The sequence below is a fragment of the Bradyrhizobium sp. 482_C4_N1_8 genome (assembly GCF_052075965.1).
GTDB classification, from domain to species: Bacteria; Pseudomonadota; Alphaproteobacteria; order Rhizobiales; family Xanthobacteraceae; genus Bradyrhizobium; species Bradyrhizobium barranii.
On record NZ_CP197231.1, the window covers coordinates 8,290,644 to 8,306,646 of the forward strand.

Here is a 16,003-nt window from a genome sequence, read left to right on the forward strand (position 1 = left end):
GTCCTTGTCAGTCAATCCTGGCGGTGAGCCCGCGCGCCTTCCCTGCCGATTGCAGAAAGGCACGGGCGATATCGAAGAATTCGGGCACGTCGAGCAGGAAGGCGTCATGGCCGCGATCGGTCTCGATCTCGGCGAACGACACCCGCGCGCTCGACGCGTTCAGTGCATGCACCAGCGCGCGCGATTCCGAAGTCGGGAACAGCCAGTCGCTGGTGAAGGAGACCACGCAGAAGCGCGTCTCGATGCCCGCGAACGCTTTCGCCAGCACGCCGCCGTGGTCGCCGGCGATGTCGAAATAATCCATCGCACGGGTCAGATAGAGATAGGAGTTGGCGTCGAACCGCTCGACGAAGGACGAGCCCTGGTAGCGCAGATAGCTCTCGACCTGGAAATCGGCGTCGAACGAGAAGGTCGGCAGCTCGCGGTCCTGCATGCGGCGGCCGAACTTGCGATGCAGCGCGGCGTCGGAGAGATAGGTGATGTGCGCGGCCATCCGTGCCACCGCAAGTCCGCGATGCGGATGGATGCCCTGATCCGTGTAGCGGCCGTTGTGCCAGTCGGGATCGGCCATCACCGCCTGGCGACCGAGCTCGTGGAAAGCGATGTTCTGCGCCGAGTGCCGCGTCGCGCAGGCAATCGCCAGCGCGGAGTACACGCGCTTGGGATAGGCCGCGGTCCATTGCAGCACCTGCATGCCGCCCATCGAGCCGCCGACCACCGCGAACAACGTGTCGATGCCGAGCCGGTCGATCAGCATCGCCTGCGCGCGCACCATGTCGGGAATGGTGATGACAGGGAAATCCAGGCCCCACACCTTGCCGGTGGCGGGATTGATCGAGGCCGGCCCGGTCGAGCCCATGCAGCCGCCGATCACGTTGGCGCAAATGATGAAGTAGTGCTGAGGATCAAGAGGTCGGCCGGGACCGACCAGCGTCTCCCACCAGCCCGACTTGCCGGTGACGGGATGCACGTTGGCGACATGCTGATCTCCCGTCAGCGCATGGCAGATCAGCACCGCGTTGGAGCGATCGGCGTTGAGCTCGCCATAGGTCTGGTAGGCGATCTGGAACGGGGTGAGATCGATGCCGCAATCGAGCCGCAGCGGTTGCTCGGCGCCGAACTGCGCGACCTGCGAATTCGGATGATCCGCCTCATGCGACCGGTCGTCGGCACTGATCGCGGGACTCGGCACGGGCTTCACGCCAACCATCATCGACCTCGTTTGCGGCACCCGTCAGGCTGCCGCTGGAATCAGGCCATGAAAAACCCGGCCTGAACGATAGGTTCGGCCGGGATCGGAAGCGTCCCCGGCCTGTTTAGCGAGTTTTTTAACGTGGCTGCAAGCCGGCCGGCTCAAATGACCACGGAACGGGCAAAAGCTACTGTCTTGGGCGGTTTTCGTCAAGTCACGGTCCGGATTAGCCAAATTCATCCCTGAAAGGCCGGCCGAAAAGGCCCGGTTTCCCTTTGCATTTCTCTTTGCTTTCGCCGCGCCGACTGCCTAATCAGGACGTCGATCGCAGCGGATCCGGCCTTGCCGATGGGCCTTGGCCGACCCGCATTGGAACGCCTCTCACCAGCATCTCGCAGATATGTCCCAACGTCCGCCCGCGCCACCATCGCTCCAGGAATTGCGCAAGGAGATCGACGCGATCGACGAGGGCATGCATCGTCTCCTGATGCAGCGCGGCGACATCATCGACCGCCTGATCCAGGTGAAGCAGACCCAGGAGGTCGGCTCGGCGTTCCGCCCGGCGCGCGAGGCCGCCATGATGCGTGACATCGTCCAGCGTCATCGCGGCATCCTGCCGCTCGACACGGTCGAGAGCATCTGGCGCGTCATCATCTCGACGTTCACTTACGTCCAAGCGCCGTTCTCCGTGCATGCCGACATCTCGGTGAGCGAGCCGGCGATGCGCGATTCCGTGCGCTTCCATTTCGGCTTCACGGTACCTTACGTCGCGCATTTCAGCGCGCAGGCCGCGGTCGAAGCGGTGGCGAAGTCCAAAGGCGACCTGGCGCTGGTCTCGGCGACCTCGAGCCGCACGCCATGGTGGCTGGAGCTGGAAGCAGACGGCGCGCCGAAGATTATCGCGCGGATGCCCTTCGTCGAGCGCGCCGACCATCCGGCCGCGCTGCCGGTGTTCGCGATCTCCCGCGTCGCCGACAGCGCCGTGGTGACGGAGGTCGAGACCTTCAGCGTGCGCGTGTCCGGGTGGAACGCCGAGGTCGCGCGCGCCCTGTCGCCGCTCGCCGAGATCGTGGCAGTGCCCGATACCGCCTTCGACGGCGCAGCGCTGCTGGTCTCGGTCACGAGCGCGACCAGCATCGACAAGATCAAGGCTGCCCTGATCGAAGCGGGGGCCTCGGTGCGCTCCACGGCCCTCGTCGGCAGCCACGCAACGCGCTATACGGTGCCCTCGACCGGGTCGAAATCGTAGATCGCGAACCGCCTAAAGCTACTTCCGGAGTTGAAGATGTCCCGCCCCGTGCCGAATCCCGGCATTCTCGATATTGCGCCCTACACGCCCGGCAAGAGCCCGGTGGCTGAGCCGGGCCGCAAGGTGTTCAAGCTCTCGGCCAACGAGACGCCGTTCGGGCCCTCGCCCAAGGCGATCGAGGCGTTCAGGAACGTGGCGGCGCATCTGGAAGACTATCCGGAAGGAACCTCGCGCGTGCTGCGCGAAGCGATCGGGCGCTCTTTCGGGCTCGACCCCAACCGCATCATCTGCGGCGCCGGCTCGGACGAGATCCTCAATCTGCTCGCCCACACCTATCTCAGCCACGGCGACGAGGCGATCTCGACCACGCACGGCTTCCTGGTCTACCCGATCGCGACTATGGCGGTCGGCGCCAAGAACGTGGTCGCGCAGGAGACCAACCTCACCTGCAATGTCGACGCCATCCTCAAGGCGGTGACGCCGAAGACAAAGCTGGTCTGGCTCGCCAATCCCAACAATCCGACCGGCACCTATGTGCCGTTCGACGAGGTCAAGCGGCTGCGCGCCGGCCTGCCGTCGCACGTGCTGCTGGTGCTCGATGCCGCCTATTCCGATTACGTCTCGCGCAACGACTACGAGATGGGGATCGAGCTCGTCGCCACCACCGAGAACACCGTGGTGACGCACACCTTCTCCAAGATCCACGGCCTCGCCGCGCTGCGCGTCGGCTGGATGTTCGGTCCGGAGCACATCATCGACGCGGTCAACCGCATCCGCGGTCCCTTCAACGTGTCGACGCCGGCGATGTATGCCGCGGTCGCGGCGATCGAGGACACTGCGCACCAGGCGATGTCGAAGCAGTTCACCGAGACCTGGCGCAACTGGCTCTCCGAGGAGATCGGCAAGCTCGGACTGAAGGTGACGCCGGGCGTCGCCAATTTCGTACTGATCCACTTCCCGGAAAATGGCAAGACCGCGGACGAGGCCGACGCATATCTTACCAAGCGCGGGCTGGTGTTGCGCGCGCTGAAGAACTACCGCCTGCCGCATTCGCTGCGCATGACCATCGGCACCGAGGAGGCCAACCGCCTCGTCGTCGAGGGCCTGCGCGACTTCATGGCCGGCAAATGAGCACCACACCGCACTTCCAGCGCGTTGCGCTGATCGGCTTCGGCCTGATCGGCGGCTCGATCGCGCGCGCTGCGAAGCTCCAGGGCTTGGCCTCCGAGATCGTCACCACCGCGCGCTCGGAGAAGACGCGCGCGCGGGTGCTGGAGCTCGGCATCGTCGACCAGGTCGTGGCGACCAATGCGGAAGCGGTGAAGGATGCCGATCTCGTCATCCTCTGCATTCCCGTCGGTGCCTGCGGGCCGGTGGCGCAGGAGATCGCGGCGCATCTCAAGCCGGGCGCGATCGTCTCCGACGTCGGCTCGGTCAAGGGCGCGATCGTCAGGGACATGGCGCCGCATCTGCCGAAGACCATTCATTTCGTGCCGGCGCATCCCGTCGCGGGCACCGAGCATTCGGGTCCCGATTCCGGTTTCGCCGAGCTCTTCATCAACCGCTGGTGCATCCTGACGCCGCCGGAAGGCGTCGATGCGGCGGCCACCGATCGTCTGCGCGCGTTCTGGGCGGCGATGGGCGCCAAGGTCGAGATCATGACGCCGGATCATCATGATCTCGTGCTCGCGATCACCAGCCATCTGCCGCATCTGATCGCCTACACCATCGTCGGCACCGCCGACGAGCTGGCGCAGGTGACGGAGTCCGAGGTGATTAAGTTCTCGGCCGGCGGCTTCCGCGATTTCACCCGCATCGCCGCGTCCGACCCGACGATGTGGCGCGACGTCTTCCTCGCCAACAAGGAGGCCGTGCTGGAGATGCTCGGCACCTTCACCGAGGATCTCGCCAAGCTTACCCGCGCGATCCGCCGCGGCGACGGCGAGGCGCTGTTCGACCACTTCACCCGCACCCGCGCCATCCGCCGCGGCATCGTCGAGATCGGCCAGGATTCGGCAGCGCCGGATTTCGGCCGGCCGCATGCGCAGCTCGGCAAGAAGCCGTAACGTTCAAGTAGCCCGGATGGAGCGCAAGCGTAATCCGGGATCTCTTTCAGCGCGGCGCGACCTGCCCCGGATTGCGCTTCGCTCCATCCGGGCTACGGGAGACACCTAATAAAGCGGTGGAATCTGCCCGACCTTGACCGGGCCGAGCAGCACGGCGCCGTCGACGAACTTCAGCGGGAAGCTGCGGGCCTTCTTGCCTTCGAGCGTGCTCTCGGTGCCGATCGAATTGATGCCGGCCGCAACGCCGGCATTGGCGTTCTGCTTGATGACCTTGCCGAGGCCGGGAACGGCGCGGTCGAGGGCGCCGAACAGATTGTTGAGGTCCTGCGACTTCACGCCCGGCGCAACGCGGTCGAGGGTTGCCTGCGGCACCCCCTCCTCCAGCATCTTGTCGATGCCGAGCGCCGGGATCACGCGCTCGAGGCCGGTCACGGTCATCTGCAATTCGCCGTCGAGTCGGCCATTGGCCGAGAGGCCGAGCGTGCCGGCCGCAACCGCGATCATCTCGCCCTGCTGGACGCGCGACTGCACGATCTCGATGTGACCGCCGGCGGCCTGGATCTCGCGGAAGCGTTGCGGCCACGGCTTTGGGGTGAGGTCGGAGAGGCCCGTGATCTTCGCACGCGTGTCCGCCTCGAACGGCTCGGCGAGCAAGGGATGAACGCCCTGGATGCTGCCCTGCGCGACGTGCAGCACGGTCTCGATCACAGGATGATCCGACCGCGACCCGTCTGCGAGGCGACCGTGCAGCTCGACCTGCTTGGCGCGCGCGAGCGGCACCTGCACGCTGCCGTCGAGACGATTGATGACGGGATCGTCGAACACGATGGAGGCGCGATCCGGCACCGCCGGCAGGCCGAACACGCTGCTGCGGCCCTTGCTCCAATTCACCACGAAGGTGTTTTGCGTGACGCCGTCGGTGAGCGTCGCCGGCGCGGAGAATTCGGCGATGACGCGCTTGGGATCGTAGACTTGGGCGACGACCAGGATGTTGTCGAGCTTCGCCGTGAACGGCGTCTTGCTGGCGTTCTGCGACACCAGGGCGACGCTGGCGCCGGAGCACTGGACCTCGAAGCGGAACGGGAAGCCGGCGATCGAGCGCTTGGCGCAATCGTAGATGCGGCCGGACTTGGCCTCCTGCGCCCGCCAGGCGTCTGCGGCGATTTCGGCCTGCGAGGCCGCATAGAACCAGAAACAGCTCCACGCGACGGCGAGGATCAGGAGGATAATGGGGGCGATGAAAAGGCCCCAGCGGGGGCGGCGGCCTGTGGCAACGGTCATATCTGACATGCGGCGACCCTTTGACCCCAGATTTTGTCAAATGTAAGCGGGGTTCGGCCGCGCCGAAAGGCCGAGAATTCACTTCGCTTGGGGGCGTCGTTCTGGTAGCCGTGCCCGAAATGTCGGAAATCACCCTCCCCTCCGTCACCACAGCCAAGGGCGACCTCTGGGTGTTCGGCTATGGCTCGCTGATGTGGCGGCCGGGCTTCGAATTCAGGGAACGCGTCCCGGCGCGGCTGGTCGGCGAGCACCGCGCGCTCTGCGTCTACTCCTTCGTGCATCGCGGCACGCCGGAGCAGCCGGGCCTGGTGCTCGGGCTCGACCGCGGCGGCGCCTGCCGCGGCATTGCTTTTCGCGTCGCCGAGAAGGACCGCGCCGACGTCGTCGCCTATCTGCGGGCGCGCGAGCAGGTCACGTCCGTCTATCGCGAGGTGATGCGCTCGGTGTGGCTTGAGAACGATGCGCGACAGCGCGTCTCCGCGCTCGCCTATGTCGTCGACCGCGGCCACGTCCAATATGCCGGCCGACTCTCGTTCGCCGACCAGCATCGCCATGTCGTCCAGGGCCATGGCCAGTCCGGCGCCAACCGCGACTACGTGACGGCAACGGTGAAGGCGATCGAGGCCGAAGGTTTTCGCGACACGCAATTGCATAAGCTCGCGACCATGCTGCATGGTGATGCGCATTCCCTGCACGCGCCGGCTCCCGCCGAAGATCGAGAGAACCGCTAGCTCTGCGACGGAGCGTAGCTCGGCGACGAGCCGATCAACTGCTCCTGCTCTTTCCGGCCCGCTTCGACGAGGCGAGCGGTCGCGTCTTCGATGGCGGTTTGCACGCGCGAGAGAAACTCGTCTTTCGGCAGGCCTGATGGCAGCGGATCGAGGAACTCGACCACCAGCGTGCCGGGATAGCGCATGAAGGTGCGGCGCGGCCAGAACAGGCCGGAATTGAGCGCGATCGGCAGGCACCGCACGCCGCAGGACGAATAGATCTGCGCAAAGCCGGTCTTGTAATCGGGCGCGGCGCCGGGCGCCCGGCGTGTGCCTTCCGGAAAGATCACGAGCTGCCCGCCTGCGCGCACCGCGTCGCGCGCCCGCCGCGTCATGTCCAGCAGCGCCTTCACGCCGGCCTTGCGGTCGATCGCGATCATTCCGGTCTTGACCAGGAACTGGCCGAACACCGGGATCTGCATGAGCTGACGCTTGAGAATGAAGATCGGACGGTTGAAGAAGCCCGGCAGCACGAAGGTCTCCCAGAACGACTGATGCTTCGCCGCGATCACCAGCGGCCCTGCCGGGATCTTCTCCTGCCCGCGGAATTCGACCTTGATGTTGCAGATCACGCGCATCAGGAACAGCGTCGCCTTCGCCCACCATTGCGCGACCGTCAGCATGGCGCGCGGCGGCAATGCGAAGGTCGGCAGCGCCACGATCGCGAGGCATACGAGCACAGCATAGAACAGCACGTTGAAGAGGAGCGAGCGCAGGAAAATCAAAAACATCGATGGTCCGATCAATTGGCCTGTGCCGTGGCGGGCCGCTTCGGCGCCACGCCAGCAGGCTGCTCCGACATCTCGGGCGAAAGGTCAATCCCGAAATCCTCCAGCCGCACCCTCAGCTCGGCGGCGATGTATTTGACGTATTCGGACAGGAGCAGCCGCAAGGTGGAGGCCGAGGTCCACCACGGCTCCTCACGCCATTTTTCGCCGACCACTGCGAACGGGATCAGTGTGGTTTCCGGCATCGCATGCGAGAACTCCACCAGCGCGCGCGGCATGTGATAGTTCGAGGTGACGACGATCAGCGATCTGAAGCCGCGCCCCTCGGCCCAGCGCCGCGCTTCCGCCGCGTTGCCGCGGGTCGAGACCGCGGTGCGGTCGAGATCGACACAGCAATGCATGAAGGACTGGTTCTCCGGCAGCGTCCGGGAGATGTCGCTCGCCGTCGAGGTCGGGTGCACGCCAGAGATCAGGAGCCGCTTGCCGTAGCCGGCCGCCAGGAGCTCCATCGCATCCGACACCCGCGAGGAGCCGCCGGTCAGGACCACGATGCCGTCCGCCTTGCGGTCCGGCGCGATCTCAGCGCCGCGCAATTGCGCCAGGAAGGCGATGAAGCCCGCCGCCGCGCCGACGAAGACGAACGCGATCGTCGATACCAATGCCGCGCGCAGCCAGCCGCGCGGCAATTTCGGCGATCGATCGTCGGTCGGCGAGGTCATATGATGTCGGTGATCCCTTCCCCGGATGATTTTAGGACGTTTTGAGGCGAAGTGGAGTCCGGTTTATCGGGCTCAATCGACATCATTCAGCGTCGCGAACAGCGTCTGGCGCGAGGCAACCGCGGTGATGGCGCCGATCAGCACCGCCTGCACGGCGAGCACGATGTAGCCCGACGGCCGCAGCGAGAAGGTGCCGAGCAGGGCTGCGAACTGGTCGCCGACGGGGGTCCCGGAAAACCAGCCGGCGATCGACTCGGAGAAGCCGAACACCAGCATGGCGGCGCCGCCGCCGATCACGCCGCCCTCCAGGCCCAGCCTGAGGAAGTGACGCAGAAAGCGGTTGGCGATGTACCGGTCGCCGGCACCGACGAAATGCAGGACCTCGACGATCGGTTGGTTCGCCGCCATGGCGCCGCGGGTCGCGAACGAGACCGAGATGATGGTCGCGATGATGACGAGGGCGAGGATGCCGATGCCGGCGAGGACGGTGGCGTTGGTCATCGAGCGCATCCGCTCGATCCAGGCGCGGTGATCGTCGACGCTGGCGCTTGGTGCGGCCTGGGTCACGCGCGCGCGCAAGGCGCCGAGATCGAGCGGCGTGCCGGGCTGCACGCGCGCGATGATCATGCGCGGCACCGGCAAATCATCCATCGACAGGCCGGTGCCGAGCCAGGGCTCGAGCAGCTTGCCGCTCTCGTCCTTGGTGAACGGCTTGACCTCGATGATGCCGGCCTGCGCGCGGATGGCCTCTGTCACTGCCGCGGTGTCGCGATCGAGATCGCGGCCGGTCTGCGGGCGGACCTGGATGGTGATTTCGCTTGCAACGTCCGACTGCCATTCCGCGGCGGAGGCACTGACGAGCAGCACCGTGCCCGTGGTCATCGAGGCGAGGAAGGTCATGATGGCGACGACAGCAACCAGCGCGCGGCCGTGGATCGAGGCGCGCGGCACGATCGGCGACATGTTGCGCGCCTTGGGCGGAAGCTGCGGACGCTCCTGTCCGAGATCTACCAGCACGCCGCGGTCGTCGGGCCTACTCATAGACGTGCAGCCGCCCCTGGTGCAGCACGAAGCGTCGCGCCTCGTACTGGTCCATCAGGCCGATGTCGTGGGTGGCGATGATGACGGCGGTGCCCGATTTGTTGAGCTCGATGAACAGCCGCAGCAGCCGGCGGCCAAGCGTCGGATCGACGCTGCCGGTCGGCTCGTCGGCGAGCAGGAGCTGCGGCCGCGAGATCACGGCGCGCGCGATCGCCGCGCGCTGCTTCTCGCCGCCGGACAGGATCGGCGGCAGCGCGTCCATGCGGTCACCAAGGCCGACCCAGCGCAACAGGTCGATCACCTCCTTGCGATAGCTCGACTCGCTGCGGCCCATGACGCGGAATGGCAAGGCGACGTTCTCATAGGTCGTCATGTGGTCGAGCAGGCGGAAGTCCTGGAGCACGATGCCGATGCGCTTGCGCAGATCCGCGATCTCGTCCTTGCCGAGCTGCGAGATGTCGTGGCCGAACAGGTTGACGAGGCCGCGCGTCGGCCGGTGCGACAGGAACAACAGACGCAGCAGCGAGGTCTTGCCGGCGCCGGACGGGCCGGTGAGAAACTGGAAGGAATGCGCCGGAATCTCGAAACTGAGGTCGCGCAGAATCTCCGGCCCCAGTCCGTAACGCAATCCGACATTTTCGAACCGAACCAAGCTCAGCTCCGTTCGAGAGGGGGCGCGGGCCGCGCTGCTGCGCTCCGCCACACGCGATCAACGGGTTTTGCGACCGTTATGGTTTCCGGTTCGTTAACGGTCGCTCTGTAGCATCTGGGATGCCCGGTTCTCCGCGACCGAAGCATCGTCAAGACCAGTCCGTGCATCAAGGCTCGTGTCCATGCATATCGTCTGCCCCCATTGTACGACATCCTACGCCATCAAGCCCGCGAGCCTGGGGGCGAACGGACGAACGGTCCGCTGCTCCCGCTGCAAGGAGACCTGGGTCGCCTATGCCGAGGATGCCATCGAGGAGGCGTCCGTCCCGGCCATGGCGGCCGCCAGCCAGGCCGACGACCAGTCCGACCTCGCCGAGCAGTGGAACTCCTACGCCAGGGACGTCGGCGCCGCTGACACGCCTGTCGTCGACAGCCCCTCGATCGCCAGCGACTGGCCGGCCGAGGACGCCCAGGCGACCGAGGACGAATGGTCAGCGGCGGCCCGTGCCGCCGAGGATGACGTCGTCGGCGCGCAGCACCAGTCTTGGTTCCGCAGCCTGTTCAGCCGCCGCGGGGCGCGGGTGAGGCGCCAGGCCCCCACCGAGGCTCCGCGAAAATCCCATTTCGGTCTGCCGACCGCCTGCGCCGCCATGGGCGCGCTGGTGCTGGCGCTGGTCATCTGGCGCGGCGACATGGTCCGGCTGCTGCCGCAGACGGCGGCGTTCTACAAGATGGTCGGACTCGAAGTTAATTTGCGCGGGCTGGCGTTCAAGGACGTCAAGCTCTCCAGCGAGACCGTGGACGGTAAGCAGGTGCTGGTGATCGAGGGCGTGATCGTCGGTCAAAGCAAGAAGCCGCTCGATATCCCGCGGCTGCGCTTTGCGGTGCGCGACGCGCAGGGAGCGGAAATCTACGCCTGGAACACCGTGCTGGAGCAGACCGTGCTGCAGCCGGGTGAGCGCGCCTTCTTCCGCTCGCGCCTGGCCTCGCCGCCGCCGGAGGGCCGCAATATCGACGTCCGCTTCTTCAACCGGCGCGACATTGCCGGCGGCAGCGTATAATCGATTTTGCATATCCCGCACGGGAGGCTGGTCTCAAGGTTGGTCTCATGCCGAAAATCCTGATCGCCGACGACGAGGACTCGATGCGCCAATTGGTGGCGCGCGCCATCGCCATGGACGGCCACGAGACCGTCACTGCACAGGACGGCGCCGAGGCGCTGGAAATCCTGACCCGCGAGAACGGCGCGTTCGATCTCCTGCTCACCGACATCCAGATGCCGGTGATGGACGGCATCGCGCTGGCGCTCTCCGCCGCGCGCGATTTCCCCGACCTGACCATTTTGCTGATGACCGGCTTTGCCGACCAGCGCGAGCGCGCCTCGAATTTGAATGCGCTGGTGCATGACGTCGTGACCAAGCCGTTCTCGGTGGCCGACATCCGTACGGCGGTCGCGGACGCGCTGGCAGCGAAGAAAGCGTAGGGGCGCGGCGTATTCCGCTGTCAGGCCCCGGCCTTGACCGGGGCACCCAGTACGCCGCGGCCTCTCGGTTCAATCACAACCGTCTCTGGAATACTGGATCGCCCGCCTGCGCGGGCGATGACACCGAGTGTGACGTCAAAAATCCTTCAGCAGACGCTCGAGGTAATCGAGCTCGATCTGCGGACGCGCGGGATCGCTCAGGCGGCGGCGGAGCTCTTCGAGGATGCGGCGCGCGCGCTGGGCATCGATCTCGCCGGGAATCTTGACCGTGTAGTCGTCGCTGTATTCCTTGCCGCGCAGCGGCCGGCCCAGCGGGTCGGTCCGTTCGCCGCCGCTCTGCTGGCGGCCGACAGCCTGACCGGGGCCGTCACCGTCGCCCGGATCCTGGCCTTCGCCGTTCTGCTGCCCGCCGAGCGCGTCGGCGAGATCCTGCATGCCCTTGCGCAGGGCGTCGATGGCCTTGCCCTGCGATGTCGTCGCACCGTCGGCATCGCCCTCGCCGATCTGATTGCCGGCGTCTCCCATGGCGTTCTCGGCGGCGTCGAAGCCGTCATCGCCATCCTGGTCGCCGTCCTGACCCTGACCTTGGCCCTGCTGACCTTGTTGGCCCTGCTGCCCCGGCTGCTTCTGCCCGCGCTGGCCCTTCTGGCCATCCTGCTGCAAGCCCATCTCGGCGAGTTTCTTCTTGAGGGCCTCCAGCCGCTTCTTCAATTGCTCCTGCCGGCCCTGCGTATCCTGCGACCCTTCGCGCGACGCCGAGGGATCGTTCGGATCGGGATAGAGATATTTCTCCATGTCCCGGATCGCCCGGGACTGCTGGCCAATGCTCTCGTCCGAGTTCTTGTCCTTCAGGTTGTCGGCGGATTGCTTCATCGACCGCTCGGCGCTGTCGAGCAGTGCATCCAGACTCTTTTGGTCGGCGCGCGACGACTGGGCGAGACCAATCGAAGCCGTGGAACAGGACAGCATAAGCACGAGACAAGCCGTGGCGAGCCTTCCGCGCGTGACCTTGCCGTTCTGCCAGATTGAGGTGTGTTTCATGAGCTATCTCGCTCCCTGGGATTCACGCCAGGTCCTGAGCTCTTCGCGCAAGGCATCCTGCTGCCTTGCCAGGTCCTCCAGCTGATCGCTGGTCGCGCCGCGCGTCTTCTGCCGCAGCTCTCTCGATTTACGCAGGATCTCCGCGACCTTGGGCGGCAGAGGCTTGGTGCGTTGGCCGCGTTTGGAGTCCTTGCTCTGCCGGTCGGTTTCGTCGCGAAGCGCGTTCTGCTCCCGGAGCAGATCGTTCAGCTCGCGCGCAATCTCGTCCATCTCTTTTTGCTCGGCGCTGGGCGGCCCCGGAGGATTTTCCAGCGCGCGGGCCAGGCGGTCCAGCTCGCGCGCCGCCGCTTCGCGGTTGCCGCGCTGGATCAGCCGCTCGATGCGCTTCATCTGGTCGTCGAGGCCGATGGCCGGCCGCGCCAGCGGATTGCTGCGCATCTGCTGCGCGTACTGGCGCATATAATTGTCCAGCGCGGTCCGCAGATTGTCCATGAGCTTCTTGAGCTCTTCGTCGCTGGCGCCGCGCTGAAGCGCCTGCTTGAGCGCGTCCTGCGCCGCGCGCAACGCCTTGGCGACGTCGCTGATGTTGCCGTCCTCGATCGTCACCGCAAGCGCCCACAGGCTCGCCACGACCTCACGCAGGGAATCGTCGGTGCGCGCCGCCTCGAGCTGGCGTGCGACGCTATGCAGGCCGAGATACTGCCCGGCTTCCGGCGTGAACATCTCGGGCGCGATCATCAGCGCATCGAGCGCGGCGTAGACGTCGGAATTCTTGTTGGCGTCGAGCGCGAGGATGCGGCGCTGCTCGATCAGCGCGCGGGCGAGCGGCTTGGTGAACAGCCGGCCCGGCAAGCGCATGTTGAAGGGCTCGCTCTTCGCCTCGTTGCCGGCCTCGTCCTTGGCAGTGAGCGTCAGCGTCACGTCCGCGCCGGAATAGGGATCCTCGCTGAGGTCCTTCACCGTCTGGCCGACGCCGTTGCGGGTCCGCGCATTGGGCAGGGTCAGCGCGAATTGCGGCGGCTGGAACAGCGGCCGCGCGGCCTTGCCGTCCGCGTCCTTGGTTCCGTCCTTGTCTTCGGTTGCGCGCGGAACGAATTGCGCGGCGGCGCCCGTGACGCCGTAATCGTCCTCGATCTTGTAGGAGAGCTGCAACGCGCCGTAGGCCTGACGCTCGGGATCCTTGGCGAGCGCGATCGTCGGCGGGCGGTCGGGCGTCGCCGCGAACGCCCATTGCGGCTGGCCGGAGGGCGCGCGGACATGCGCGGTGCCGTCGCCGGTGATGGTAAAATGCTTCTCGTTGGTGCCCTTCGGCGCGGCCTCGGTGGGCGCGACCTCCTTGAGGCCACCGGAGATGACGACATCGAGGCTGCTGCCGGAGGAGCGCACGATCAGGGTCGAGCCGGCCGGAACTGCGAGCGGGCCGCTGGCAGGCAGCGCCGCGGCCTCCTTGTTGGCGGCCGACAGGATGACCGGCGGCTTGCCGGTGTAGAGCGGCGGCGTGATCCAGGCATCGACGCGGACGTTGGTCGGCGCCAGCACGCCGTTCCAGTCGAACGCGGCACCTAACCGCATCGCGCGCTCGTCGCCGGCGGCGAAGAAGGTCGCGACCAGCATCACCATGACCAGCGCGCGCAGCGCCCAGGGATCGTGCAGGGCGAGGCGCGGATGTGGCAAGCCGGCACGGATGCGCTTGAGCGAAGCCAGCGTGCGCTCGCGCTGCGCCTGCCACAACGCCAGCGCGACCGGGTCTTTCGAGCTCAGCGTGTCCGTCAGCGTCGTCGCCGGGCGGTGACGGATACCGGAGCCACGGTCGAGCCGGCTCAGAGCCTCGTCGCGGCCCGGCCAGCGGAAACGAATCAGGGGGACCAGAGCGGCGATTGCGATGCCGGCAAAAGCCACGAGACCGATGGCACGGACGACGGACGGCAGCACCAGCCAGAGGCCGGCCCACGACACCACCAGGAACAGGCCGACGACAGTCAGCACCCGCGCCAGATGTGGCCAGGCACGTTCCCACGCGATGGCATAAATGGCCCGATCGAGGGCCTGCGCCAGCTTCAGCCGCGACAGAGCGTCGCCATCGCGGATCGGGTCTGACGGGTCGGGGGTGACGCCGTTCAATCAATTCTCCAGGTTGCCCGGTAGAGAAGCGTATCACAACGGCAGCACTGAGGCATCCGTTCCGGTACGGGAGAGACCCCTTTTCCCGCATAACACGAGGACGTGACTGGCCGGGCGCAACACCGTAATTTCCACGCGCCATTCCGAGGAAAACGCAAGGAAATAGAGGGAACGCCATGGACAAGAAGATGCACGACAAGGGCCTGGAAGTCCGCAAAGCGGTGCTGGGCGAGGCCTATGTCAACAATGCCCTGAAGAACGTCGACGATTTCAACCGTCCGTTCCAGGAGATGCTCAACGAATATTGCTGGGGCACCGTGTGGGGCCGCGAGGAACTGCCGCGCAAGACCCGCAGCATGCTCAACATCGCCATGATCGCGATCCTCAACCGCCAGCACGAGTTTCGCGCGCATCTGAAGGGCGCGCTGACCAATGGCGTCTCCCGCGACGAGATCCGCGAGATCCTGATGCTGGTCGCGATCTATGGCGGCATGCCGGCCGCAGTCGACAGCTTTCGCATCGCGCGCGAGGTGTTCGCGGAGATCGACGGCAAGGCGTGAGGCCGCCTCTGTTCGCCGCCTCACATCCAACGAACAACGAAGAAGAAAGAAGGAAACACCATGCACATCGGATTCATCGGCCTCGGAAACATGGGTCTCCCGATGGCGCGGCGGCTGATCGAGGCCGGGCACAAGCTCGTCGTGTTCGACACCCGCAAGGAGGCCGTCGACAAGCTCGTGGCGCGCGGCGCCACCGCTGCAACCTCGCCGAAGGACGTCGCCGATCAGGTCGAGACGGTCATGGCGAGCCTGCCCTCGCTGCAGGCGTCGCTCGAGGTCGCGACGGGTGCGAACGGCGTGATCGAAGGGAGCCGCGCCAAGCGCTTCATCGATCTCTCCACCGTCGGCTCGACGATGGCGGCGAAGATCCACGGCCTGCTGGCAAAACGCGACATCGTGCAGATCGACTGCCCCGTCTCCGGCGGCGTCGGCGGCGCCGAGAAGGGCACCCTGGCGGTGATGGTCTCAGGGCCCAAAGCCGAGTTCGAGCTGCTCAAGCCCGCGCTCGACGTGATCGGAAAAGTGTTCTTCATCGGCGAGAAGCCGGGCGCGGCGCAGACCATGAAGCTCGCCAACAATTTCCTGTCGGCGACCGCGATCGTGGCGACCTCGGAAGCGGTGGTGATGGGCGTCAAGGCGGGGCTCGATCCCGCGGTGATGATCGACGTCATCAATGCCGGCTCCGGCATGAACACCGCGAGCCGCGACAAGTTTCCGCGCTCGGTGCTGCCGCGGACGTTCGACTTCGGCTTCGCCACGGGGCTGATGGTGAAGGACGTGCGGCTGGCGCTGGAGGAGATGAAGCAGCTCGGCCTGTCGATGGAGGTCGCCGACGCGGTCGGACGGCTATGGGAGACCGTGATCAGCGCGGAAGGCGCCGAGTCCGACTTCACCGCGGCGATCAAGCCGATCGAAAAGAAGGCGGGAGTTGTGGTCGGCGGAACGAAGGGTGGATTGGCGGGGAAGTAGCCGCCCCGCACGCTCGTCGTCCCGGGGCGTGCGAGGCGCGAGCCCGGGACCCATAACCACAGGCGGATGTGGTTACGGGGACTCGGAGTTACAGCTCAGCCAAACAACCACTTCTTGTGGTTATGGGTCCCC

General features: G+C 66.2%; 16 protein-coding genes and 1 riboswitch. Of the genes, 8 read left to right on the top strand and 8 right to left on the bottom strand.

Annotated elements, in window-relative coordinates; all coding sequences use genetic code 11:
* Positions 1–7: 7 nt before the first annotated feature.
* Positions 8–1,210: a homoserine O-acetyltransferase MetX gene (gene metX / locus AB7Z56_RS39325; protein ID WP_063986729.1), complete on the bottom strand. Its 1,203-nt coding sequence runs from the start codon at positions 1,208–1,210 to the stop codon at positions 8–10.
* An 85-nt stretch (positions 1,211–1,295) separates the two neighbouring features.
* Positions 1,296–1,375: riboswitch (SAM riboswitch) on the bottom strand.
* A gap of 217 nt (positions 1,376–1,592) precedes the next feature.
* Between metX and AB7Z56_RS39330 the strand changes: the two genes are divergently transcribed.
* From AB7Z56_RS39330 to AB7Z56_RS39340, 3 genes are read left to right on the top strand one after another with little or no spacing between them, the layout of a single operon-like run.
* A complete protein-coding gene (locus AB7Z56_RS39330) occupies positions 1,593–2,441 on the top strand; it encodes a chorismate mutase (protein WP_063985777.1) in 849 nt (282 codons plus the stop codon).
* A 36-nt stretch (positions 2,442–2,477) separates the two neighbouring features.
* On the top strand, positions 2,478–3,572 hold the full coding sequence (locus AB7Z56_RS39335; protein WP_063986730.1) for a pyridoxal phosphate-dependent aminotransferase: 1,095 nt from the start codon (positions 2,478–2,480) through the stop codon (positions 3,570–3,572).
* Positions 3,569–4,507, top strand: a complete 939-nt coding sequence (locus AB7Z56_RS39340) for a prephenate/arogenate dehydrogenase family protein (RefSeq protein WP_014491665.1) — start codon at positions 3,569–3,571, stop codon at positions 4,505–4,507. The genes AB7Z56_RS39335 and AB7Z56_RS39340 overlap by 4 nt, the downstream gene beginning before the upstream one ends.
* A gap of 105 nt (positions 4,508–4,612) precedes the next feature.
* On the opposite strand, the gene AB7Z56_RS39345 is transcribed toward AB7Z56_RS39340, so the two are convergent.
* The gene (locus AB7Z56_RS39345) at positions 4,613–5,797 is read right to left on the bottom strand and encodes a DUF2125 domain-containing protein (protein WP_063985778.1); all 1,185 of its coding nucleotides are present in this window, start codon (positions 5,795–5,797) and stop codon (positions 4,613–4,615) included.
* A gap of 110 nt (positions 5,798–5,907) precedes the next feature.
* Between AB7Z56_RS39345 and AB7Z56_RS39350 the strand changes: the two genes are divergently transcribed.
* Entirely contained in the window at positions 5,908–6,519 is a 612-nt protein-coding gene (locus AB7Z56_RS39350; RefSeq protein ID WP_063985779.1) for a gamma-glutamylcyclotransferase, read from the top strand.
* Here AB7Z56_RS39350 and AB7Z56_RS39355 read toward each other — a convergent pair.
* The 4 genes from AB7Z56_RS39355 to ftsE form a co-directional block, all read right to left on the bottom strand.
* Positions 6,516–7,289, bottom strand: coding sequence for a lysophospholipid acyltransferase family protein (locus tag AB7Z56_RS39355; RefSeq protein ID WP_063985780.1), 774 nt, complete (start codon positions 7,287–7,289; stop codon positions 6,516–6,518). The genes AB7Z56_RS39350 and AB7Z56_RS39355 overlap by 4 nt on opposite strands.
* Before the next feature lie 11 nt (positions 7,290–7,300).
* Positions 7,301–8,005: a YdcF family protein gene (locus tag AB7Z56_RS39360; RefSeq protein WP_063985781.1), complete on the bottom strand. Its 705-nt coding sequence runs from the start codon at positions 8,003–8,005 to the stop codon at positions 7,301–7,303.
* A gap of 72 nt (positions 8,006–8,077) precedes the next feature.
* Entirely contained in the window at positions 8,078–9,046 is a 969-nt protein-coding gene (locus tag AB7Z56_RS39365) for a cell division protein FtsX (RefSeq protein WP_063985782.1), read from the bottom strand.
* On the bottom strand, positions 9,039–9,698 hold the full coding sequence (gene ftsE, locus AB7Z56_RS39370) for a cell division ATP-binding protein FtsE (protein WP_014491659.1): 660 nt from the start codon (positions 9,696–9,698) through the stop codon (positions 9,039–9,041). The genes AB7Z56_RS39365 and ftsE overlap by 8 nt, the downstream gene beginning before the upstream one ends.
* A gap of 181 nt (positions 9,699–9,879) precedes the next feature.
* On the opposite strand from ftsE, the gene AB7Z56_RS39375 reads away from it, so the two are divergent.
* On the top strand, positions 9,880–10,758 hold the full coding sequence (locus AB7Z56_RS39375; protein ID WP_231143665.1) for an MJ0042-type zinc finger domain-containing protein: 879 nt from the start codon (positions 9,880–9,882) through the stop codon (positions 10,756–10,758).
* 47 nt (positions 10,759–10,805) lie between these two features.
* Positions 10,806–11,180: a response regulator gene (locus tag AB7Z56_RS39380; RefSeq protein WP_028147294.1), complete on the top strand. Its 375-nt coding sequence runs from the start codon at positions 10,806–10,808 to the stop codon at positions 11,178–11,180.
* A 135-nt stretch (positions 11,181–11,315) separates the two neighbouring features.
* Here the strand turns inward: AB7Z56_RS39380 and AB7Z56_RS39385 are convergent, their stop codons facing one another.
* Both AB7Z56_RS39385 and AB7Z56_RS39390 read right to left on the bottom strand, forming a co-directional pair.
* The gene (locus tag AB7Z56_RS39385) at positions 11,316–12,221 is read right to left on the bottom strand and encodes a DUF4175 family protein (RefSeq protein ID WP_063985784.1); all 906 of its coding nucleotides are present in this window, start codon (positions 12,219–12,221) and stop codon (positions 11,316–11,318) included.
* A 3-nt stretch (positions 12,222–12,224) separates the two neighbouring features.
* A complete protein-coding gene (locus tag AB7Z56_RS39390; protein WP_063985785.1) occupies positions 12,225–14,342 on the bottom strand; it encodes a TIGR02302 family protein in 2,118 nt (705 codons plus the stop codon).
* 176 nt (positions 14,343–14,518) lie between these two features.
* Here AB7Z56_RS39390 and AB7Z56_RS39395 point away from each other — a divergent pair, with 176 nt between their 5' ends.
* Both AB7Z56_RS39395 and AB7Z56_RS39400 read left to right on the top strand, forming a co-directional pair.
* A complete protein-coding gene (locus tag AB7Z56_RS39395) occupies positions 14,519–14,902 on the top strand; it encodes a carboxymuconolactone decarboxylase family protein (protein WP_063985786.1) in 384 nt (127 codons plus the stop codon).
* Positions 14,903–14,962: 60 nt separating this feature from the next.
* The gene (locus tag AB7Z56_RS39400) at positions 14,963–15,871 is read left to right on the top strand and encodes an NAD(P)-dependent oxidoreductase (RefSeq protein ID WP_063985787.1); all 909 of its coding nucleotides are present in this window, start codon (positions 14,963–14,965) and stop codon (positions 15,869–15,871) included.
* The last annotated feature ends 132 nt before the right edge of the window (positions 15,872–16,003 follow it).

Bases quoted from the DNA above. Each gene is read 5' to 3' on its own strand.
- metX (WP_063986729.1), bottom strand. From the start codon at position 1,210: ATGGTTGGCGTGAAGCCCGTGCCGAGTCCCGCGATCAGTGCCGACGAC.
- AB7Z56_RS39330 (WP_063985777.1), top strand. From the start codon at position 1,593: ATGTCCCAACGTCCGCCCGCGCCACCATCGCTCCAGGAATTGCGCAAG.
- AB7Z56_RS39335 (WP_063986730.1), top strand. From the start codon at position 2,478: ATGTCCCGCCCCGTGCCGAATCCCGGCATTCTCGATATTGCGCCCTAC.
- AB7Z56_RS39340 (WP_014491665.1), top strand. From the start codon at position 3,569: ATGAGCACCACACCGCACTTCCAGCGCGTTGCGCTGATCGGCTTCGGC.
- AB7Z56_RS39345 (WP_063985778.1), bottom strand. From the start codon at position 5,797: ATGTCAGATATGACCGTTGCCACAGGCCGCCGCCCCCGCTGGGGCCTT.
- AB7Z56_RS39350 (WP_063985779.1), top strand. From the start codon at position 5,908: ATGTCGGAAATCACCCTCCCCTCCGTCACCACAGCCAAGGGCGACCTC.
- AB7Z56_RS39355 (WP_063985780.1), bottom strand. From the start codon at position 7,289: ATGTTTTTGATTTTCCTGCGCTCGCTCCTCTTCAACGTGCTGTTCTAT.
- AB7Z56_RS39360 (WP_063985781.1), bottom strand. From the start codon at position 8,005: ATGACCTCGCCGACCGACGATCGATCGCCGAAATTGCCGCGCGGCTGG.
- AB7Z56_RS39365 (WP_063985782.1), bottom strand. From the start codon at position 9,046: ATGAGTAGGCCCGACGACCGCGGCGTGCTGGTAGATCTCGGACAGGAG.
- AB7Z56_RS39375 (WP_231143665.1), top strand. From the start codon at position 9,880: ATGCATATCGTCTGCCCCCATTGTACGACATCCTACGCCATCAAGCCC.
- AB7Z56_RS39380 (WP_028147294.1), top strand. From the start codon at position 10,806: ATGCCGAAAATCCTGATCGCCGACGACGAGGACTCGATGCGCCAATTG.
- AB7Z56_RS39385 (WP_063985784.1), bottom strand. From the start codon at position 12,221: ATGAAACACACCTCAATCTGGCAGAACGGCAAGGTCACGCGCGGAAGG.
- AB7Z56_RS39395 (WP_063985786.1), top strand. From the start codon at position 14,519: ATGGACAAGAAGATGCACGACAAGGGCCTGGAAGTCCGCAAAGCGGTG.
- AB7Z56_RS39400 (WP_063985787.1), top strand. From the start codon at position 14,963: ATGCACATCGGATTCATCGGCCTCGGAAACATGGGTCTCCCGATGGCG.